Origin of the sequence: Phycicoccus sp. 3266 (assembly GCF_031456495.1) — a bacterium.
In the GTDB taxonomy this organism is placed as follows: Bacteria; Actinomycetota; Actinomycetes; order Actinomycetales; family Dermatophilaceae; genus Pedococcus.
Genome location: NZ_JAVDUW010000001.1, coordinates 738074 through 759131, shown reverse-complemented (window position 1 = coordinate 759131; position 21058 = coordinate 738074). Strand labels below are relative to the sequence as shown.

Below are 21058 nucleotides of genomic sequence, written 5' to 3'. Positions count from 1 at the left end.
CGGAGCTCGAGCGCGCCCATCCAACAGGCGCGGGCGGGTATGCCGTGGAGCTGCGCCCCGACGTGTCACCGTCCCCGACGTGTCACACGGGCTAATCCGTGGCGCCGTGGACGTGGGCGCGCTGGCCGTCTCGGTCGAAGATCATCAGCAGCTCCGCAGGTCCGTCGATCGCGACGAACGCGTGCGGGGTCATCGTGGCGAACTCAGCGGCCTCGCCCTCCTCGACGGTGATCTCGCGATCGCCGAGCAGGAGCAGGAGGCGTCCGCTGAGGACGAAGAGCCAGTCGTGGCCGGGATGGACCCGCTGGCGGGGCCGGGCCGCGACCGGCTCCACCCGCGTCTTGACTGCGACCGTGCTGCTGTCGGGTCGGCTCAGCGCCCAGGTCGTGCGTCCTTCGGCACGACTCGGCGTGGGCCGGATCACGACGTCCTCGTCGCCACTCACGTCGAGCAACACGTCCAGCCCCACCTGGAGCCCGGCGGCAAGCGGCAGCAGCACGTCCAGGCTGATGGTGCGCTTCCCGGTCTCCACGCGACTGATCGTGGAGGGACTCAGGTTGGTCCGTGCGGCAAGGTCGTCGAGGGAGAGGCCGAGCGTCGTCCGCAGGCTGCGCAACCGGGTGCGGACGACGTGTTCGATGTCGGCGAGGGCGGTCATGGTTCTCCTTGCGAATAGTGCAAGGAGTCTAGCGGTTAGTGCTAGGCGTACCTAGGGTCGTGCCATGAACAATCCGCACCAGCACACCGATCCGCACCACCACGCGGATGCCGCCACCCCGGCACTCGTACGCCACTGCGACGTCGCCGTCATCGGCGGATCGGCCGCCGGTCTCGCGGCCGCGCTGCAGCTGGGTCGTCAGCGCCGGGCGGTGATCGTCGTCGACTCCGGTGAGCCGCGCAACGCGCCCGTCGCGCACATGCACAGCTTCCTGGGCCGTGATGGCACCGACCCGGTGGAGCTGCTCGCCACGGGCCGGGCGGAGGTGCGCAGCTACGGGGGTGAGGTGCTGTCCGGCCGGGTCCTCCAGACACAGCGCGACGGCGAGCGGTTCGTCGTCGACCTCGCCACGGGGGACAGCATCGTGGCGCGCCGGATCGTGGTCGCGACCGGTCTGGTCGACGAGCTGCCCGACGTCGAAGGGCTGACCGAGCACTGGGGTGGTGCGGTCATCCACTGCCCGTTCTGCCACGGCTACGAGGTGCGGGACCAGCGGTTGGTCCAGCTGGTCACCCATCCGATGGGGATGCACGTCGTTCCGCTGCTGCGCCAGCTCACCGACCGACTGACCGTCCTGGTCCCCGACGGGGTCGGCATCGACCAGGACGAGATCGACACCCTGACCGCTGCGGGCGTTGACGTGCGCGTGAACACGACAGCGCAGCGAGTCCTCGCCGACTCCGACGGCCGGCTGACGGGGGTCGACCTGGCCGACGGGTCGCGGGTGGAGGCCGACGCGATGCTCGTGGGACCACGGTTTCGGCCGCGCACGGAGCCATTCGCCGGGCTCGGGTTGTCTGCGGCGTCGCACCCCTCGGGCCTGGGTGACGTGATCGAGGTCGACGTCACTGGTGCCACTGCTGTGGACGGGGTCTTCGCCGCCGGCAGCATCACGGACCCGGGCCAGCAGGTGCTCCCAGCCGCCGCCCACGGCAGCCGTGTCGGTGGTGCCGTGGCGGTGAGCCTTGCCGCAGAGGACGTGCAGACGGCTGCTCGGTCGTCCGGCTCGGTCGCGGACTGGGACCACCGCTACTCGGGCGACCCGGTCTGGAGCAACCCGAACGGCTCACTGGTCGCCGAAGTCACCGACCTGGCCCCCGGGCGAGCCCTGGACGTGGGCGCAGGCGAGGGCGGCGATGCGCTCTGGTTGGCCGAGCAGGGCTGGGAGGTGACCGCGACGGACATCTCCTCGCGCGCGCTCCACCGGATCCAAGCCGAGGCTGGGCGGCGCGATCTGCAGGTTGCCTGCCAGCTCGCCGACGCGAACGCGCTCGAGCCGTTCCTGCGCAGTGGGTTCGACCTCGTCACCGCTGCGTACGCGTCCATCCCGCGCACGCCCGACCTGCGCGGGGTCCACAACGTCCTGGGGGCGGTCGCCCCCGGGGGCACGCTCCTCGTCCTCAGCCACGACCTCGATGCGATGCGCGACCCGCAGCACCAGCATCGTCCCTTCGACCCCGAGGCATACCTCCACATCAACGACTTCAGGGCGGTGCTCGCTGGCACGTCGACCTGGACGATCGAGGTGGACGAGAAGCGTCCACGGCCGGCCGGATCAGCCAGCGCCGCTCACCACGCCGACGATCGCGTCCTGCGCGCGCGCCGGACGAGCTGACCCAGCCGACCCCGCAAGGTGAGCACTGGCCCGCCGGCACCCACGCCTCACTGCTGAGGGCACTCCCGTCAGAGCAGGCCGCGGGACTTCAGCAGCAGGTAGTGGTCGGCGAGGGCGACGGGCAGCTGCTCGGGATCGGCGTCGAGGACGTCCACCCCCAGCCGGCCCAGGGCGGCACCCGTGCGCTCGCGCAGCGCGATCGTGCGCGCTGCGGCAGCCGCGTCGTAGGCCGCGCGGCCGTCGTCGTGCGCCTCGACCATCGCCGTGAGCGCGGGGTCCGACACGGACGCGAGCACGACGCGGTGGCGCTGCGCGAGGACGGACAGCGGCGCCAGGAGCGACTCCTCCACGGCGGACGGCTCCAGCGGCGTCAGCAGCACCACGAGCCCGCGCTGGCGGCTCACCCGTGACACCTCCGAGACGAGCAGGGACCAGTCCGCCTCGACGAGGGCCGGCTCGAGCGGCGCCATCGCGGTGACGAGGTCCGGGAGCAGCTCGGTCCGGCTGGCCCCGACCACCTTGCGGTGCACCCGGCGGTCACCAGCAACGAGGTCCACGCGGTCGCCCGCCCGGGACGCCAGGGCCGCCAGCAGCAGCGCGGCATCCATGGCCGAGTCGAGGCGCGGGACGTCGCCGACCCTGCCCGCGGACGTCCGGGACGTGTCGAGCACGAGGATGATGTGGCGGTCCTTCTCGGGCTGCCAGGTGCGCACGACGGTGGTGCGGCGCCGGGCCGTGGCGCGCCAGTCGATGCTGCGCACGTCGTCGCCGTCGACGTAGTCGCGCAGTGAGTCGAACTCGGTGCCCTGCCCGCGGGTGCGGACCGCCGAGCGCCCGTCGAGCTGGCGCAGCCGGGCCAGTCGCGACGGCAGGTGCTTGCGGGAGTGGAACGGCGGCAGCGCGCGGACGTGGCCCGCGACGACAACCGACACCTGCCGACCCACCAGACCCAGCGGACCGAGCCGGCGGACCGTGACGCGGTCGGCGAGCCGGTCGCCGCGCCGGGTGGGCAGCAGCGACGTGGTCACCTGCCTGCGCTCGCCGGCCGGCACCGCGAGGCGGTGGCGCGTCCCGGTGGCGCCTGCCGACGGCTGCCACGCGTCGCGCAGCGAGCCACGGAACCGCCGGGTGCCCGGGTTGTCGACGAGCAGGGTCGTCAAGGTGCCCTCGCCGAGGCGCACAGGCGCCACCGGCACACGGTCGACCCGCACCGCACGCGGCGACCCGGTGAGCGCCAGGTCGAGCGCGGCCGCGACGAGGCACACCCCGACCCAGGTCCACACGGTGGTGGTGTCCGGGCGCACGAGGACGGGCACGGCTCCGAGGAGCACGAGCGCGAACAGGCGGCCGGTGACGAACACGGTCAGCGGGGCACCGGCACCGAGCCGATGGCGGCGTCGAGCACGGCCGACACGGCCACACCCTCGAGCTCGGCCTCCGGGCGCAGCGAGAGTCGGTGCGCGAGCGTCGCCTGCGCGAGCGACTTCACGTCGTCCGGCGTGACGAAGGTGCGGCCGTTGAGCCACGCCCAGGCGCGGCTCGTGGCGAGCAGCGCCGTCGCCCCGCGCGGGCTCACCCCGAGGGAGAGCGACGGTGAGCTCCGCGTCGCCCGGGCGATGTCGACGATGTATGCCGCGACCTCCGGGCTCACCTGGACGTGCCGGACCCGCGCCGCACCCGCCTCGACGTCCTCGGCGCTCGCGACCGCGCGCAGGCCCGCTCCCGCGAGGTCGCGGGGGTCGAAGCCGGCCGCGTGGCGGCTGATCACCGAGATCTCGTCCTCGCGCGGCGGCAGTGGCAGGACGGCCTTGAGCAGGAAGCGGTCGAGCTGGGCCTCGGGCAGCGGGTAGGTGCCCTCGTACTCGACGGGGTTCTGGGTGGCGGCGACGAGGAACGGGGTCGGCAGCCGGCGCGGGGTTCCGTCGACGGAGACCTGCCGCTCCTCCATCGCCTCGAGCAGGGAGGCCTGCGTCTTGGGCGGCGTCCGGTTGATCTCGTCGGCCAGCAGCAGGTTGGTGAAGACCGGTCCCTCGCGGAACGAGAACTCGGAAGTGGCGTTGTCGTAGACCAGCGACCCGGTGACGTCGCCCGGCATGAGGTCGGGGGTGAACTGCACCCGCTTGGTCTGCACGTCCAGGGCCGCGGCGACGCTGCGGACCAGCAGGGTCTTGGCCACGCCCGGCACCCCCTCGAGCAGGATGTGCCCGCGGCACAGCAGCGCGATGAGGATGCCCGCGACCGCGGCGTCCTGGCCCACGACCGCCTTGCCCACCTCGGTGCGCACCGCCATGAGGGCGGCGCGGGCGCGCTCGTCCCGCTCGTCGCGCGCACCCGACGGCGGGTGGGACGTGCCGATCGAGGTGGCACCGGTCCCGGTGGACGGGGCGGGGGTGGTCGGGTGGTCGGTCATGCGCGGCGCACATCCTTCTCGAGTTGCGACAGGTCGTGGGCGAGGTCGACCAGGGTCGACTCCGAGGTTGGGGGAGGCCCGGCCAGCGTGGCCGAGACGTGGACCGGGTTCTGGCCGGTGGCCTCGGCCGCGGCCTGGGCCACGGCCGCTGCGGACGCACCGGTGGGCAGGCCCAGCCGAGAGGCGAGGCGGCGCACGGCCCGGGCGCGGAGGGCCTCACCGGCCCGGCCGGCGTCGCCCGCCTTGCGGTAGAGCCGGCCGCGGCTCTGGGTCGTCTCGATCGCCTTCACCACGGCGGGCAGCGGCTCGGTCACCAGCGGCCCGAAGCGGCGACCCCGCCAGACCATCAGCACCAGCAGCGCCCACATCGCCAGGAACGCCAGCGGGCCGATGGCCTTCGGGACCTCCGAGGTGGCGGTGGTGTCGCGGCTCGTGATGTCGAGGAACGACGGCACGTACCAGACCACCGAGTCGCCCCGGGCGAGCAGCCGGACCGCCACCCCCGCCGCGTCGAACCGGGTGATGGAGTCGTTCCGCAGCAGGTCGGTGTCGCCGAGGACCACGACCTCGGGACGTCCGCCGGACGGCGGCAGGGCCACGAGGCCCGAGCCGTCGCCGACGGTGAAGCACGAGGTGGCTCCCGGCGCCTCGGCGGTGTACCGGTCGGCGCCGCCGGCCACCGTGTCGGTCGGCGAGAGCCCGTCCAGCGTGCACCCGGCCCGAACCACCCGCGGACCGGTGGCGGACGTGGCCGGTGCGACCGGCAGCTCGAGTTCCCGGAGCACGAACCGGCTGGGACCGACGAGGACGACGCGTCGGGCGCCGCGGGCGTGGTCGAGCAGCGAGCGGGCGGTCTCGGCGGAGAGCGCGTCCGTGCGGGTCACGACCACCGTGGTGCCGCCGTCGACCTCGGCACCGTTGAAGGCACCCTCGCTCCGGACGATGCGCACCCGCGTGCCGTGGTCGTCGACGACCCGGGCCACGGCGCGTGCGCCCTCGGGGCCGGTGTTCTGCGGGTCGAGCTCCTGGCCCTTGTGGGCCGACCGGGTGAGCCCCACCTGGACGGCGATCGCGACCAGTGCCAGCGCCGCCAGCACCGCCGCGGCCCAGAGCAGCCGCCCGCGCCAGCGTCGCCGGTCGCGGGCCGGCGGCTCGCCACCGCCGGGCGACCCCGGGGCCGCGTCCGCCGTCGCCGCGGCCGCGCGCTCCCAGACCTGCAGTGTCACGGCAGCACCACCGCACCGACGGGCTCGTGCTCCACGCGGACCGGACGGGTCGCGGACACCGCCCGCTCCAGCCGCAGCAGCTCCGCAGCCGCCTCGCGGGTCGCCGGCTGCTCGCCGTAGGCCACCGCGTCGAACAGGTCGGCCGCCTCCCGGAGTCCGGTCGCGTGCTGTGGGAAGACCGGCCCGAGCCGGGTGGCGATCTCGTGGGCGGTGAGGGACGGCGCGTCCTGCAGCAGGGTCCGCTCGACGGCACCGGCGGCGACGGCGCGCACGGCGTCGAGGACGCTCGCGGCATACCGGCCCTCCTCCAGCGCGCGGGTGGCGCGGGCGCGGTACTCGGCAGCGGTGAGCGCGTCGGTGCCCAGCACCGGCAGGGGGCTGTCGTCGGCGCGACGCGCGGTGCGGCGCACGTACCTCAGGGCGACGAGCGCGAGCACCAGCAGCAGGACCGCCACGACTCCGGCGACCACCGACGGCAGCAGGGTCGACGGCCCGTGGACCCCGCTGAGCAGGTCCGAGAGCCACCGGCCGAAGGCGTCGAGCGCACGCTGGAGGGGGTCGCGGGTGTCGCGGTAGACCGGGTCGGACAGCTCCCTGCGCAGCCACGCGCGGGCCTCGTCGTTGCCGGGGTCGAGCCGGGCGGGCAGCGCGGCGAGGGCCGACAGGGTCACAGACCCACCGGGGCGCCGGAGACGGCGCGGGCCAGGGCGAGGTCGAAGCCCTCGGCCCGGATGCGCGCGTCGGTGTAGAGCAGGGCCGAGACGGCCGCCGAGAACGGCTGGGTGAGCAGGGCTGCCAGGCCGGCACCGAGCACGGACGTCCCGACGGTGACGAGCGCGACGAGCGGGCCGTTGGGGTCGCCGTGCGTGGTCGACACCAGGCCGAACCCGAGCGCCATCCCGGCGAACTGGAAGCCGAAGCCCAGCACCTGCTGGACGATCCCGACGAGCAGGCCGGTCACGATGAGCACGCCGAGGGTGCGCCAGAAGCGCCCCTCGGTCAGCTGCCACGAGCGCTTCAGCGACGCCACGACGCCGAGGTCCTCCAGCACCAAGGCCGGCGTGGACAGCACCAGCCGGATGGTCAGGTAGACGGTGAGCCCCACGGCCACGAACACCGCGAGCAGCGCCACGACCCCGCCGGCGTCCGACCCGCGGCTGAACGCGAGGACGACCAGCGCGATGAGCCCGCCGAGGACGGCGACGACGGGTATGAGCAGGAGCAGGCAGAGCCCGGTCAGCCGGGGGATCATCCGCCGGGTGTGCCGCCACACCTCGCCGGTGGTCGGCTTGCGGCCCAGGACGGCCTCGCCGACGGGGTAGGAGAGCATGCCGGTGAGGACGACGCCGGTGACCGCGCTGAGCGCGTAGAGCACGGTGAGGCCGCCGACGGCGCCCGCTGCGAGCACGGCGTCGCTGGCCGAGCCGCCGAGGGTGGTCGCGGCGAGGTAGCCCAGGGCGCCGAGGGCGCCGAGCAGGACGACGACGGCGAGGGTCACGAGCAGCGCCAGGCCGAAGAAGGTGCGCGGGTTGCGCCGCATCGCCGCGAAGCCGCCCTCGATCATGTCGCCGAGCCCGAGGGGGCGCAGCGGGATGATGCCCGGCTTGTGCGCCGTGAGGGCCGAGGACCAGTGGGCGGCCGGGAGTGCGGTGCCGGGCGCCCCGCTGCCGGCGTATGCCGGTGCCTGCGGCGGGTACTGCGCCTGCGGGTACTGCGGCGCGGGGGACTGCCACTGGGCTGGCTGCTGCGCCGACGCCGGGTACTCAGGCGGTGGGCCGGGCGTGACAGGCGACCCGGGCGGGACCGCTGCTCCGGGCGGGACCGCTGCTCCGGGCGGGACCGCTGCTCCGGGCGAGACCGGCGGCTCGGGAGGGGTGGGGGCCCCGGGCGCGGACCAGCCGGGCGTCGCGGCACTCCCGTTGCCGCCCGCGGGTTGCGTCATCCGACCTGCCCCCTCCTGGTCCACCCCGTGCGTGGTGCGAACCTACCAACTCCGCGGGCGTTACCGGAGCCGTTCGGGGAGCTCGTCAGGGAGGTCCCGCCACACCGGTGCCGTCAGGGAGGTCCCGTCAGCGGGCCAGGGCGGACAGCAGCGGCTCGAGCTCGCTGGCCCGGGCCGGGTGGGCGCCCAGGGACTCCTGGCGGGCGACGACCCGCGGCTCGTCGCGCATCAGCGCGAGACCGCGGCGCACCAGCGTCCACGGCGGCTTGCGGCGCTCGGAGAGGTCACGCGCCAGCCGGTACACGAAGGTCACGAACCGGTGGTGGTGCACGCAGTACGCGCCGGCCAGCAGCCCCCGCTCGCGCAGGTCGGCGATGATCTCCGCGGCGAAGATGCCCTCGGTCAGGACCAGGTCGTCCGGGTGCGCGGTGACGACCGTCGACCCCACGGCCCGGCTGAGCCCGATGTCGTAGACCGGGGTCGCGACGGAGCCGGTGGCCACGAGGGTGGCCAGCGCCTCCACGGCCGCCTCGCGGTTCCACGAGTCGGGGTGGTCCCAGTCGACGATGCCGAGCTCGGCCGAGCGCGGCATCGCCGGGTCGTCCTCGTCGCGGTAGAAGTCGTCGAGCCGGACGATCGGCCACCCGTGGGCGTCGTGCAGCCGGGCGGCCAGGCGCGACTTGCCGGCCCCGCTGGGGCCGGCGAGGACGACGACGCGGGCCGCGGTCAACGGCCCTTGGGGTGCCAGACCGTCTTGGTCTCGAGGAAGGCGGTGACGCGGGACAGGTCGGGCTCGCGCGTCCAGTCGGGCTCGACGGCCTCCGTGCCCTCACCGGCGGGTCGCACGACCCGCTTGAGGTTCTCGGCCGCCGCGAGCTCGAGGTCTCCCCAGCTCACGCCGTCGGCGTCGGCCGCGCCGGCGAGGTCGATCGCGTTGACGTCGCGGTGCGAGGCGACCCACGGCGCCACCTCGGCCGTGCGGCCGGTGACGAGGTTGACGACGCCACCGGGGACGTCGGAGGTCGCCAGCGCCTCGGACAGCGTGATCGCCGGCAGCGGCCGCTGCTCGCTCGTGAGCACGACGGCGGTGTTGCCGGAGACGATGACCGGGGCGAGGACCGACACCAGACCGAGCAGCGAGGAGCGTTGCGGCGCAAGGACGCCCACAACGCCCGTGGGCTCGGGGGCGGAGATGTCGAAGTACGGCCCGGCCACGGGGTTGAGCCCGCCGAGGACCTGCGCGAGCTTGTCGGCCCACCCGGCATACCAGACCCAGCGGTCGATGGACGCGCTGACGAGCGCCTCCGCGCGGCGCTCGGTGACGCCCTCGCCCGCGCGCACCTCGGCGACGAACTGGGCGCGACGCCCCTCCATCACCTCGGCGATGCGGTAGAGGACCTGACCGCGGTTGTATGCCGTGGCGCCGGCCCAGCCCGCGAACGCGCCGCGCGCCGCGACGACGGCGTCACGGGCGTCCTTGCGCGAGCCCTGCGCCGCGTTGGCGAGGAACCGGCCGCGGGAGTCGACGACCTCGTAGGAGCGGCCGGACTCCGAGCGGGGGAACTTGCCGCCGATGTAGAGCTTGTAGGTCTTGCGGACGTCCAGGCGGGTGTCCGCCGCGGCGGACCTCTGGGCGGTGGGGCTCACTTGGCGTCTCCCGTCGTGACGTAGGCGGACAGGCCGTGGCGCCCGCCCTCGCGGCCGTAGCCGGACTCCTTGTAGCCGCCGAAGGGGCTGGTCGGGTCGAACTTGTTGAAGGTGTTGGCCCACACGACACCGGCCCGGAGCTGGTCGGCCATCCAGAGGATGCGCGAGCCCTTCTCGGTCCAGATGCCGGCGGAGAGGCCGTACGGGGTGTTGTTCGCCTTGGCGACCGCCTCGTGCGGGGTGCGGAAGGTCAGCACCGACAGCACCGGCCCGAAGATCTCCTCCTGGGCGATCCGGTGCGTCTGGCTGACGCCGGTGAACACGGTCGGTCGGAACCAGAAGCCCCTGGTCGGCAGCTCGCAGCCGTTGTCCCAGCGCTCGGCACCCTCGGCCTCGCCGACGGCGGTGAGCTCGGTGATGCGGTCGAGCTGGGCGCGGGAGTTGATCGCGCCCACGTCGGTGTTCTTGTCGAGCGGGTCGCCGACGCGCAGGGTGGCGAGGCGGCGCTTGAGCCGCTTGTCGACCTCGTCGGCGATGGACTCCTGGACGAGCAGCCGGGAGCCGGCGCAGCAGACGTGGCCCTGGTTGAAGAAGATGCCGTTGACGATGCCCTCGACAGCCTGGTCGATGGGGGCGTCGTCGAAGATGATGTTCGCGGCCTTGCCGCCGAGCTCGAGGGTGGCCTTCTTGCGGGTGCCGGCGATCGAGCGGGCGATCATCTTGCCGACCCCGGTGGAGCCGGTGAACGCGAGCTTGTCGATGCCCGGGTGGTCGACGATCGCCTGGCCGGTCGCGCCGGCGCCGGTGACGATGTTGACGACACCCGGGGGGAGCTCGGCCTGCTGGAGCACCTCGGCGAAGAGCAGCGCCGACAGCGGGGTGGTCTCGGCGGGCTTGATGACGACGGTGTTGCCGGTGGCCAGGGCGGGGGCTATCTTCCACGCGAGCATGAGCAGCGGGAAGTTCCACGGGATGACCTGGCCGACGACACCGTGCGGTCGGGGGTTGGTGCCGAGGCCGGCGTAGTCGAGCTTGTCGGCCCAGCCCGCGTGGTAGAAGAAGTGCGCCGCCGCGAGCGGGACGTCGACGTCGCGGCTCTCCTTGATCGGCTTGCCGTTGTCGAGGCTCTCGAGCACCGCGAACTCGCGGGCGCGCTCCTGCAGGATCCGCGCGATGCGGAAGAGGTACTTGCCGCGGTCGGCGCCGGACATCCGGCTCCAGACGCGGTCGTACGCCCGGCGGGCGGCGGCGACCGCGCGGTCGACGTCGGCCTCGCTCGCCTCGGTGACCTCGGCGAGCACCTCCTCGGTGGCGGGGTTGGTCGACTTGAACGCCGACCCGCCCTGGGACTGCGTGAACTCGCCGTCGATGAACAGCCCGTAGGAGGGCTGGAGGTCGACGACGGCACGCGACTCGGGTGCCGGTGCGTACTCGAAGGTGGCCATCGGGTTCGTGTCCTCGGTTCGGTGCGGATGGAGGATGGACGGGCGGGGGCCGCGGCCGGTGGGCGCGGCGGGGAGGTCAGTACAGGCTGGGGGAGTCGTCGGTGACGTAGTCGGAGCCGGAGTACGCGCCGATCCGCATGCGCTGGCGCTGCAGCAGCAGGTCGTTGAGGAGGCTGGAGGCGCCGAAGCGGAACCAGTGGTTGTCGAGCCAGTCCTCGCCCGCGACCTCGTTGACGGTGACGAGGAACTTGAGCGCGTCCTTGCTGGTGCGGATGCCGCCGGCGGGCTTGACCCCGACCATCTCGCCGGTGAGGTCGCGCCAGTCGCGCACCGCCTCGAGCATGACGAGGGTGACGGGCAGGGTCGCCGCGGGCGAGACCTTGCCCGTGGAGGTCTTGATGAAGTCGCCGCCGGCCAGCATCGACAGCCAGGAGGCGCGGCGGACGTTGTCGTACGTCACGAGCTCGCCGGTCTCCATGATGACCTTGAGCCGCGCGGACCCGCAGGCCTCCTTCACTGCCGCGATCTCGCGGAACACCGTGAGGTAGTCGCCCGACAGGAACGCACCCCGGTCGATCACCATGTCGATCTCGTCGGCCCCGGCCTCGACCGCCGCGGCCGTGTCGGCGAGCTTGACGGGCATGATCGCGCGGCCGCTCGGGAAGGCGGTGGCGACAGCGGCGACCTTGACGCCGCTGTCGACGCCCAACGTCTGCTTGGCGGTGGCGACCATGTCGCCGTACACGCACACGGCCGCGGGACGCGGGGTCGTCATGTCGGTGGCGTCCGGGGTGAGGGCCTTGGACGCCAGGCCGCGGACCTTGCCGGGGGTGTCGGCGCCCTCGAGCGTCGTCAGGTCGATCATCGAGATCGCGGTGTCGATGCCCCACGCCTTCGACGTCGTCTTGATCGAGCGCGTGCCGAGGGACGCGGCGCGGGCCTCGCAGCCGACCTGGTCGACGCCGGGCAGGCCGTGCAGCCAGCTCGTCAGCGCGCTGTTGGACAGGCGCGAGACGCCGAGGAGGTCACGGGCGCGCGCCGTCGCGTCGACGACGGGGGCCGCGGCGGGGGAGGTGCTCACCGACCAATCCTAGCCGGGCCACGGGGGTGCCCCGGCCGGGTCGGCGAGCGCACCCCCGCCGGGCCGCGCGTCAGTCCGCGGGTCCGGAGCCGAGGGTCACGGTCGCGTGGTGGGCCGCCCCGGAGGAGTCGACCCAGGCGACGACGACCCGGTCGCCGGGTGAGCGCCGCGCCAGCACACCGGTGAGCCCGGTCTGGGACGAGACGGCCGTGCCGCTCACCCGGGTGATGGTGTCGCCGGCCTGCAGGCCCGCGCGCTCGGCGGCGGAGCCGCTGACGACGCCGACGACCGGCACGCCCGCGGCGGTCGACCCGGCATACGCCGTCGCGCCACCGGTCTGCACGCCGAGGAACGCCGGCAGGCCCTGGTGGTACGTCGCGTCGTCGGTGCCGGAGAGGATGGCGGCGGCGACGTCGAGCGCGTGGTCGACCGGGGTGGCGTATCCCGCGACGGTCTGGCCGCCGTAGCCGCTGGTCTCGGCGGCCGTGTCGATGCCGACGACCTTGCCCGCGCTGTCGAGGAGCGGTCCGCCGGAGTCACCGGACTGGATCGGCGCGCTCGTGCGGATGAGGCCGGTGACCGTCTCGCTCGTGCCGTCGCCGTCGCTCGCGGTGACCTGCTGGTCGAGGGCCGTGACCGTGCCGCTCGCCGCGGAGGTGCCCGGGTCGTTGCCGGCGTTGCCGACACCGGTGACCGCGTCCCCGACGGCGACCGAGGACGACGTGCCCATCGGTGCCGCGGTGAGGCCGCTGGCGCCGCGCAGGCGCAGGACGGCGAGGTCGTTGGTCGGGCTCGTGCCGACGACCGTGGCGGCGTAGCTGCGCCCCGTCGACAGCACGGTCACGGTGATGGTCGTGGCGCCGTCGACGACGTGGTTGTTCGTGAGGACCTCACCGCCCGAGGTGAGGACGATGCCGGTGCCGGCGGCCTGGGACTGCCCGTAGTCCACCGTCGTGACGATGTCGACGACGCCCCGCAGCTGCCGCGCGGTGGCCTCGGTGGTGGTGCCGGTTGCCGTCACCGTGCCGGCGCTGCCGGTGCCCCCGCTACCGCTCCCTGTGCCGCTGCCCGCGCCGCCGGTTCCCCCGCTGCCCGTGCCGCCGCCCACCGAGCCGCCGCTGCCGGCGCCCGACCACCCGTCGCCGTCCCACGTGCCCCCGGCATACCAGCGACCACCCCAGCGGGCCGGCTCGGTGCCGGCGCGCGTGCCACCCACCGCGACCGCGGTGCCGGAGGAGCGCAGGGCGCTCTCGAGCTGGTACCCGCCGTAGCCGACGGCTCCGCCGGCCAGGGCGGCGGCGGTGACGAGGGAGAGGGCGAGGGGGCGGCGGAGGGTCGGCATCGGGGTCACCTGCGGTTCGGGTCGGGGATCGATGGACCCCACGACACACCCCTCGGGTGGACCCCGGCTGTACCGAGCCTTTGTGGTCGCTGTGGGAGCGCCCGCCCGACGACCGCGCGACGACCGCGCCGGCACCGAACCTCGCGTGGCGCGCCGTCAGCGGGTCACGAGGTCCCGGACCCGGCTGACCAGCTCGCGCCCGCGGAACGGCTTGACCATGTAGTCGTCGGCCCCCGCCGTGAACGCCTGGTCGATGTCGGCCTCCTGCGCCTTGGAGGTGAGCATGAGGACGGGGACGTCCTTGGTCCGCGGGTCGTCACGCAGGGCGCGGCAGACCTCCACCCCGCTCATGCCCGGCATCATCCAGTCGAGGACCACGAGGTCGGGTGCCTGCGCCAGGGCGGTGGCAAGGCCGGTCCAGCCCTCCGCCTCGGCGACCACGGTGTGGCCGTCACGAGTGAGCAGGGTGACGACGAGGTCCTGGATGTCCAGGTCGTCCTCGACCACGAGAACCTTCATCGCTGGTCCTTCCCGAGCGCCGTCACGGCCGGGAGGGACGGCCGGAAACCTCACCCCGCACCCTATGGTGCGGCGGCCCGGATCCGGGCGGATCGGGGCGACGCGCCGCGAGGTGGCGCCCGTTGCCGTTTCCGCCCAAGTCGGGCACGCTCGCACGCGTGGACCGTGCCGAATTCATGCAGCTCCGGGAGGCGGTGACCAACAACCTGCCGCCCGCCTCCGGTGCGCCGCTGGCCGACGCCGCGGCCCGGCTGCGTCGCCGGCTCGTCGCCAGCGTCATGTTCGCCCAGGTCGAGGTGGAGGTCACCGACGACCCCGAGCGGCTGCTGGTGGCCCTGGTCCGCTACCGGCCGGGCACGCGGCCGCGGCAGGTGTCGAGCTTCCTCGAGGCGGTGTGGATCACCGAGCTGCGCCTGTCGGCCCTGGACGCCTTCAACTTCCTCGTCGAGGACGGCCAGGTGGAGCTCGAGGCCGTGACGGGGGACCAGGGGGCCGGCTACTTCGTCAGCCTGCTTCTCGTCGCCCTCGAGGGCGACGCCCAGGACTTCGACGGCGAGCCGAAGCCGGTCGACGACGCCGACGCCGCCACGCCGTCCCCCGAGCCGGCCGACGCGTCGCGGGCCAGGAAGCGGTTCTGGCGGAAGTCCTAGCCCGGCGCAGTGCCCGTCCGCCCGGGCCCAGCCCGGTCCCGGGCGGACGGCGCCCAGCCTGACGGAGGGCTCGGCCGGGCCGAAGCCTCAGGCGGCGGTGAGCGCCGCCATCGCCTCGCGCAGGCCCGAAAGACGCTCCGCGGCGACGGCCTTGGCCGCGTCCAGGGCGTCCTCGTCGGCGACCGGCTCGACCACCTCGAGGTAGACCTTGAGCTTCGGCTCGGTGCCGGACGGCCGGACGATGACCCGGCTGCCGTCCTCGAGGTGGTAGCGCAGCCCGTCGGTCGGCGGCAGCGACTCGCTGCCCTTGGCGAGGTCGTCGGCCCGGGCCACGGCGGTCCCGCCGATGTCGGCCGGGGGCTGCTCGCGCAGCCGCGCCATGACGGTGCCGATGAGCGACAGGTCCGCCACCCGCACCGAGAACGAGTCGGTGGCGTGGACGCCGTGCTTCACGGCGAGCTCGTCGAGCAGGTCCGTGAGGGTGCGCCCCTCCGCCTTGAGCGTGGCGGCCAGCTCGGCCATCAGCAGGCAGGCGCTCACGCCGTCCTTGTCGCGAACGGTCGCGGGGTCGACGCAGTAGCCCAGCGCCTCCTCGTAGCCGTAGCGCAGCCCCTCGACCCGCGAGATCCACTTGAAGCCGGTAAGCGTCTCCTCGTGGCGGATCCCGGCGTCCTTCGCCATGGCCGCGAGCAGCCGCGAGGACACGATCGAGTTGGCGAACACGGCATCCTCCGGCACGCCGCGGGCCAGCAGGTGAGCCCCGAGCAGCGCACCCACCTCGTCGCCGCGCAGCATGTGCCACTGCCCGCCGTCGGGGACGGCGACGGCGCACCGGTCGGCGTCGGGGTCGTTGGCCAGGACGATGTCGGGCCGGACCTCCTCGGCGAGGGCGAGCGCGGCGTCGATGGCGCCGGGTTCCTCCGGGTTGGGGAAGGTCACGGTCGGGAAGGCGGCGTCCGGGTGCTCCTGGCTGGCCACCGGGGTGGGCGCCGGGAAGCCGGCCCGCTCGAAGACCTGCATGAGGGTGTCGCTGCCGACGCCGTGCAGGGCGGTGTGCACGACCGACAGGTCGCGCGGGCTGTCGGGCGCGACCACGCGCGCGGTCGCGTCGAGGTAGGCCTCGAGCACGTCGTCGCCGAGGGTCTCCCAGCCGTCGTCGGCGAGCGGCACGTCGGCGACCTGCGCGACCCGGGCGATGTGCCCGGCGATCCGGCTGTCGGCCGGCGGGACGATCTGCGAGCCGTCGCCGAGGTAGACCTTGTACCCGTTGTCCTGCGGCGGGTTGTGGCTCGCGGTGACCATCACGCCGGCGTCCGCCCCGAGGTGGCGGATGGCGAAGGCCAGCACGGGGGTCGGCAGCACGTGCGGAAGGACCATGGCCCGGCCGCCGGCCCCGACGACGACCGCCGCGGTGTCGCGGGCGAAGACGTCGGACTTGGTCCGCGCGTCGTAGCCGACCACCACGAAGGGCTCGGGGTCGGTCTCCTGGAGGTATGCCGTGAGCCCGGCGGCCGCACGGATGACCACTGCGCGGTTCATCCGGTTGGGACCGGCGCCGAGGGCGCCGCGCAGCCCGGCGGTCCCGAACTCGAGCATCCCGGCGAACCGGTCCGACAGGTCGGCCAGCGCCTCCTCGTCGCCCTGCTTGGCGCGGACGAGGACCTCACCGAGCTCGACCCGGGTGTCGTGGTCGGGGTCGTCGTCGATCCAGTGCTGGGCGGCCTCGACGAGCTCGTCCTCGTGCCCGTGGGTCTCCGGCGTGGACCCGTCGCGTCCGTGGCGCGCGGCATACGTCATGGGGTGCTCCTCTCAGATCCGGCCGACGACGGCGGCGAGCAGGCGGCCGCACCGTTCCGCGGCAGCTTGGCCGGCCTCGAGGACCTCCTCGTGCGAGAGAGGCTGGTCGCTGATGCCGGCGGCGAGGTTGGTGACGAGGGAGATGCCGAGCACCTCGAGCCCGCTCTGGCGTGCCGCGATCGCCTCGAGGGTGGTCGACATGCCGACGAGGTCGCCGCCGATCACCTTGGCCATCTGCACCTCCGCCGGCGTCTCGTAGTGCGGGCCGCGGAACTGCACGTAGACGCCCTCGTCGAGGTCGGGGTCGACGGTGCGCGCGAGCTCGCGCAGGCGGGGCGAGTACAGGTCGGTCAGGTCGACGAAGTTCGCGCCCTCGATGGGGGAGTGCGCCGTGAGGTTGATGTGGTCGCGGATGAGGACCGGGGTGCCGGGGCGCCAGGCGGGGTTCAGCCCGCCGCAGCCGTTGGTCAGGACGATGGTCGAGCAGCCTGCTGCGGCAGCGGTGCGCACGGCGTGGACCACGGAGCGCACGCCGCGGCCCTCGTAGAAGTGGGTGCGGGTGCCGTAGACGAGGGCTCGCCTGCCGGTGTCGCCGATCGCGACCGAGCGCATCGTGCCCGAGTGGCCGGCGACGGCCGCCCGGCCGAAGCCGGGGACGTCCTCGTTGTCGACGGTCGCGAGCGTCTCCCCGATGAGGTCGCCGGTCTGGCCCCAGCCGGAGCCCAGGACGAGGGCTACGTCATGGCGCTCGGCGCCGGTGCGCTCGGCGATGACTGCGGCGGCGGCGCGCGCCACCTCGAAGGGATCCGTGGCCGGGTCGGACAGGTCGGGGGCGCCCGGCGACGGGCGGCTCTGCTCACTCACCCCGGAAGCGTAGCGACGGCCGGGGCCCTGCGCGCAGGCGCGTCTTGATCGACTTCCCAACTTGACCTGCGAGCATGCCCGCCGTGAACAGCGACGCAGAGCCGGTCCTGCCCGACCCCTCACCCGGGCGGACGCCGGCGCCCACGCGGCGGGCGGTGCTCGGGGCCGCGGCCGTCGCCTTCACCACCGCGGCGTGCTCGACCCCGGACCACCCGGGCGGCCAGTCCGGTTCGGGTGGCTCGTCGAGCTCTGCGTCCTCGCCCTCCACCTCGGGTGCGGCGACCACGACGGCGACCGGGTCGCCGACGGCCACGGCCGGCGGCGGCCTCGTGAAGCCGGGCATCGCCTCCCGCCCCGGCGACGACATCGTCCACGGGCCGCGCGACCGGTCCGAGGTGGCGCTGACCTTCCACGGCCAGGGGCCGGCCTCGCTCACCACGCAGGTGCTCGAGGCCTGCCGGGCAGCGGACGCCCACATCACCGTCTTCGCGGTCGGCACCTGGGTCACCGCCGCCCCGGAGCTCGCCCGCGCCGTGCTGGCTGCCGGGCACGAGGTGGGCAACCACACGTGGAGCCACCAGCAGATGAAGACCCTCGACGCCGCCACCGCCGACGCCGAGGTGGCCAAGGGCGTCTCGGCGCTGGAGAAGGCCGTCGGCACGGCCGGCTGGTGGTTCCGGCCGAGCGGCACCCTGCACAGCACGGCGCGCATCCGCGCAGCGGCCCGCCGGGCTGGTTACGCTCGCTGCGTGTCGTACGACGTCGATCCCCAGGACTTCCTCGACCCCGGTGCCGTCGCGGTCCGGCAGCGCACCCGCACCCAGGTGCGGGCCGGGTCGATCGTGAGCCTCCACCTGGGGCACGCCGGCACCGCCGAGGCTCTGCCCGGCATACTCACCGACCTGTCCCGGATGGGGCTGCGCCCGGTCGGGCTCAGCACCCTCCTGCGGGACGTCGCGTGAGGACAGTCCGACCGGCCGGCGCACGCCTGCGCCTCGGCGCGATCGCCGCCGTCGTCGCGGCCGGGTGCGCGCTGTCCGCCTGCAGCCCGTCGGTGCGCGACACGGCAGGGACGACGACGCCGTCCGGCAGCACCTCGACGACACAGTCGTCGAGCACGACCACGGCCGCGACGACGAACGTCTACGAGCACGACGGCGCGGGCATGCTCTCGCCCGAGGCGGCGAAGGCCCGTGCGCTCGTCTACGTGCCCAACACCATGGCCGACACCGTGCAGGTCATCGACCCGCGCACCTACAAGGTCATCCGCCGGTTCAGCACCGGGCGCGAGCCGCAGCACGTGGTGCCGTCGTGGGACCTCAAGACGCTCTGGGTCAACGACGACCTCGGCAACGACCTCATCCCCATCGACCCCGTCACGGGCAAGCAGGGCAAGGCCGTCCCGGTGGCCGACCCGTACAACCTCTACTTCACGCCCAACGGCAAGCACGCCCTCGTCATGGCGGAGCGGCTGCGGCGCATCGACGTCCGCGACCCGCGGACCATGAAGCTGCAGCGCTCGCTGCCGGTCCCGTGCCACGGCGTCAACCACGCCGACTTCAGCGCCGACGAGAGCTTCTTCGTCGCCAGCTGCGAGTTCTCGGGCAAGCTGCTCGTGATCGACGCGGAGGCCCGGAAGGTCCGCAAGGTCATCGACCTGAACAGGGTGAAGACCCCCGGGGCGACGTCGCCGCACGAGGCGATGAACATGCCCGGCAGCCCGAAGCAGGGCCTGATGCCCGGGGCGTCGGCCATGCCGCAGGACGTCCGGCTCACCCCGGACGGGCGCTGGTTCCTCGTCGCCGACATGCTGCGCAACGGCGTGTGGGTCATCGACGCGAAGACGCAGAAGATCTCCCGCTTCATCCACACCGCCATGGGAGCCCACGGCATCTACCCCTCGCGGGACGCCAGGCGACTGTTCGTGTCGAACCGGGACGCCGGCTCCATCACCGTCCTCGACAGCAGCACCCTGGCCAAGGTCGCCCTGTGGAAGATCCCGGGCGGCGGCTCTCCCGACATGGGCGGCGTGACCGCGCTGGGTGACGAGCTGTGGCTCGCCGGACGGTACGACCACGTCGTCTACGTGTTCGACACCACGACCGGCAAGGTCACCCACACGATCAAGGTCGACAGCGGCCCCCACGGCCTGGCCGTCTGGCCGCAGCCCGGGCGGTTCTCGCTGGGCCACACCGGCAACATGCGCTGACGGCCGACGCGGTGGCGGTCGTCGCGGCGGTCCGGCCGGCCCTGACGCGGTGGCGGGCGCCGACGGCCCCAGTGGTTGGATGGGGGCCGTGAACGCGCCCCAGCCCTCCGTCGTGATCCTCGGTGGCGGCCCCGGCGGGTACGAGGCCGCCCTCGTCGCCGCCCAGCTCGGCGCGTCCGTGACGGTCGTGGACCGCGACGGCCTCGGCGGCGCGGCGGTGCTCACCGACTGTGTCCCGTCCAAGGCGCTCATCTCCACCGCGGACTTCCGCTCCCAGTTCGAGACGGCCTCCGACCTCGGACTGCACCTCGAGGACCACGAGGGCGACGAGGTGTCCGACTCGGTCGCCGAGCTCGTCACCGTGAACCGCCGCGTCATGGCGCTCGCCGCCGCGCAGTCCCGTGACATCGGCGAGCGGCTGGCGTCCGACGGGGTCGAGGTGCTTCGGGGCACCGGTCGGCTGCTGTCGCCCTCCAGGGTCGAGGCCACGCTCGAGGACGGCTCGACCCGCACCCTGGACGCCGACGTGGTGCTCGTCGCGACCGGCGCCACCCCGCGCGTGATGGACACCGCGCGGCCCGACGGGGAGCGCATCCTCACCTGGCAGCAGATCTACGAGCTGCCCGAGCTGCCCGAGCACCTCGTCGTCGTCGGGTCCGGCGTCACCGGTGCCGAGCTGGCCCAGGCCTACCTCGGCCTGGGCGCCCGCGTGACCCTCGTGTCCTCGCGCGACCGGGTCCTGCCCGGCGAGGACGCCGACGCCGCCACGGTCATCGAGGACGTCTTCCGCAAGCGGGGCATGGAGGTCCTGGGGCGCTCGCGGATGGAGTCCGTCCGGCGCACCGACGACGGGGTCGTCGTCCGGCTCGTCGACGGCCGCGAGGTCGAGGGCTCGCACGCCCTGCTCGCCGTCGGCTCGGTCCCGCAGACCTCCGGGCTCGGCCTCGAGGAGGTCGGGGTCGCCCTGAGCGAGTCCGGTCACGTCGTCACCGACCGCGTCTCGCGGACGTCCGTGCGAGGCGTGTATGCCGCGGGCGACTGCACGGGGGTGCTGCCCCTCGCGTCCGTGGCCGCCATGCAGGGGCGGATCGCCATGGCCCACGCCCTCGGCGACGCGGTGGCCCCGCTCAACCTGCGCGGCGTCTCGGCGAACATCTTCACCGACCCCGAGATCGCCACGGTCGGCTACTCGCAGAAGGACGTCGACGAGGACACCGTCGATGCGACCTGCGTGATGCTGCCGCTCGCGACCAACCCCCGCGCCAAGATGCAGGGCATCACCGACGGCTTCGTCAAGCTCTTCGCCCGTCGCGGGGTCGGCACGGTGGTGGGTGGGGTGGTCGTGGCGCCCAAGGCGTCCGAGCTCATCTACCCCGTCACGATCGCGGTGCAGCACGGGCTGACCGTGGACCAGCTCGCGGGCACCTTCACGGTGTACCCGTCGCTGTCCGGCTCGATCGCCGAGGCCGCGCGCCAGCTCCACCCCCGGGACTGAGCCATCTCCGATCGGAGTCGGCGGCCGCCTGCACGACGGGCCGGGTGGGGCGGGCGTCGGTAGGGTCGAAGGACGGGTGCCGCCCGGTGCCCGGCACG

At 74.0% G+C, this 21058-nt stretch carries 19 protein-coding genes; 5 read left to right on the top strand and 14 right to left on the bottom strand.

Annotation, left to right across the window (positions count from 1 at the left end):
• Positions 1-91: 91 nt before the first annotated feature.
• Positions 92-658, bottom strand: coding sequence for an XRE family transcriptional regulator (locus J2X64_RS03640; RefSeq protein WP_310149749.1), 567 nt, complete (start codon positions 656-658; stop codon positions 92-94).
• Positions 659-722: 64 nt separating this feature from the next.
• Between J2X64_RS03640 and J2X64_RS03635 the strand changes: the two genes are divergently transcribed.
• Positions 723-2333: a bifunctional NAD(P)/FAD-dependent oxidoreductase/class I SAM-dependent methyltransferase gene (locus tag J2X64_RS03635; protein ID WP_310149746.1), complete on the top strand. Its 1611-nt coding sequence runs from the start codon at positions 723-725 to the stop codon at positions 2331-2333.
• A 68-nt stretch (positions 2334-2401) separates the two neighbouring features.
• Here the strand turns inward: J2X64_RS03635 and J2X64_RS03630 are convergent, their stop codons facing one another.
• The 11 genes from J2X64_RS03630 to J2X64_RS03580 all read right to left on the bottom strand — a co-directional run bounded on the left by J2X64_RS03630 (position 2402) and on the right by J2X64_RS03580 (position 13945).
• Positions 2402-3694 carry a DUF58 domain-containing protein gene (locus J2X64_RS03630; protein ID WP_310149744.1) on the bottom strand — a complete coding sequence of 431 codons (1293 nt, stop codon included), beginning with the start codon at positions 3692-3694 and terminating at the stop codon, positions 2402-2404.
• A gap of 2 nt (positions 3695-3696) precedes the next feature.
• Entirely contained in the window at positions 3697-4743 is a 1047-nt protein-coding gene (locus J2X64_RS03625) for an AAA family ATPase (RefSeq protein ID WP_397444009.1), read from the bottom strand.
• Positions 4740-5969, bottom strand: coding sequence for a DUF4350 domain-containing protein (locus J2X64_RS03620; protein ID WP_310149742.1), 1230 nt, complete (start codon positions 5967-5969; stop codon positions 4740-4742). Before J2X64_RS03620 ends, J2X64_RS03625 begins: the two co-directional genes overlap by 4 nt.
• On the bottom strand, positions 5966-6640 hold the full coding sequence (locus J2X64_RS03615) for a DUF4129 domain-containing protein (RefSeq protein ID WP_310149739.1): 675 nt from the start codon (positions 6638-6640) through the stop codon (positions 5966-5968). Before J2X64_RS03615 ends, J2X64_RS03620 begins: the two co-directional genes overlap by 4 nt.
• On the bottom strand, positions 6637-7911 hold the full coding sequence (locus J2X64_RS03610) for a glycerophosphoryl diester phosphodiesterase membrane domain-containing protein (RefSeq protein ID WP_310149735.1): 1275 nt from the start codon (positions 7909-7911) through the stop codon (positions 6637-6639). The genes J2X64_RS03615 and J2X64_RS03610 overlap by 4 nt, the downstream gene beginning before the upstream one ends.
• 127 nt (positions 7912-8038) lie before the next feature.
• Positions 8039-8641, bottom strand: coding sequence for an ATP-binding protein (locus J2X64_RS03605; RefSeq protein ID WP_310149732.1), 603 nt, complete (start codon positions 8639-8641; stop codon positions 8039-8041).
• The gene (locus tag J2X64_RS03600; RefSeq protein ID WP_310149729.1) at positions 8638-9558 is read right to left on the bottom strand and encodes an aldehyde dehydrogenase family protein; all 921 of its coding nucleotides are present in this window, start codon (positions 9556-9558) and stop codon (positions 8638-8640) included. The genes J2X64_RS03605 and J2X64_RS03600 overlap by 4 nt, the downstream gene beginning before the upstream one ends.
• Entirely contained in the window at positions 9555-11003 is a 1449-nt protein-coding gene (locus J2X64_RS03595; RefSeq protein WP_310149726.1) for an aldehyde dehydrogenase family protein, read from the bottom strand. The genes J2X64_RS03600 and J2X64_RS03595 overlap by 4 nt, the downstream gene beginning before the upstream one ends.
• Before the next feature lie 76 nt (positions 11004-11079).
• A complete protein-coding gene (gene deoC / locus J2X64_RS03590) occupies positions 11080-12084 on the bottom strand; it encodes a deoxyribose-phosphate aldolase (RefSeq protein WP_310149723.1) in 1005 nt (334 codons plus the stop codon).
• A gap of 70 nt (positions 12085-12154) precedes the next feature.
• Complete coding sequence (locus J2X64_RS03585; RefSeq protein WP_310149722.1) at positions 12155-13426, bottom strand: trypsin-like peptidase domain-containing protein; 1272 nt, start codon at positions 13424-13426, stop codon at positions 12155-12157.
• A 156-nt stretch (positions 13427-13582) separates the two neighbouring features.
• Entirely contained in the window at positions 13583-13945 is a 363-nt protein-coding gene (locus J2X64_RS03580; protein ID WP_310149719.1) for a response regulator, read from the bottom strand.
• Positions 13946-14103: 158 nt separating this feature from the next.
• On the opposite strand from J2X64_RS03580, the gene J2X64_RS03575 reads away from it, so the two are divergent.
• The gene (locus J2X64_RS03575; protein WP_310149716.1) at positions 14104-14595 is read left to right on the top strand and encodes a hypothetical protein; all 492 of its coding nucleotides are present in this window, start codon (positions 14104-14106) and stop codon (positions 14593-14595) included.
• A gap of 87 nt (positions 14596-14682) precedes the next feature.
• On the opposite strand, the gene J2X64_RS03570 is transcribed toward J2X64_RS03575, so the two are convergent.
• The gene (locus tag J2X64_RS03570; RefSeq protein ID WP_310149709.1) at positions 14683-16392 is read right to left on the bottom strand and encodes a phospho-sugar mutase; all 1710 of its coding nucleotides are present in this window, start codon (positions 16390-16392) and stop codon (positions 14683-14685) included.
• Between the two features lie 12 nt (positions 16393-16404).
• Positions 16405-17256 (bottom strand): purine-nucleoside phosphorylase, encoded by an 852-nt coding sequence (locus J2X64_RS03565; protein WP_310149707.1) that lies wholly within the window; start codon positions 17254-17256, stop codon positions 16405-16407.
• Between the two features lie 83 nt (positions 17257-17339).
• Between J2X64_RS03565 and J2X64_RS03560 the strand changes: the two genes are divergently transcribed.
• From J2X64_RS03560 to J2X64_RS03550, 3 genes are all read left to right on the top strand, one after another.
• The gene (locus J2X64_RS03560; RefSeq protein WP_310149705.1) at positions 17340-18218 is read left to right on the top strand and encodes a polysaccharide deacetylase family protein; all 879 of its coding nucleotides are present in this window, start codon (positions 17340-17342) and stop codon (positions 18216-18218) included.
• Positions 18215-19465: a YncE family protein gene (locus tag J2X64_RS03555; protein WP_310149702.1), complete on the top strand. Its 1251-nt coding sequence runs from the start codon at positions 18215-18217 to the stop codon at positions 19463-19465. The genes J2X64_RS03560 and J2X64_RS03555 overlap by 4 nt, the downstream gene beginning before the upstream one ends.
• Positions 19466-19544: 79 nt before the next feature.
• Positions 19545-20960, top strand: coding sequence for an NAD(P)H-quinone dehydrogenase (locus J2X64_RS03550; protein ID WP_310149700.1), 1416 nt, complete (start codon positions 19545-19547; stop codon positions 20958-20960).
• The last annotated feature ends 98 nt before the right edge of the window (positions 20961-21058 follow it).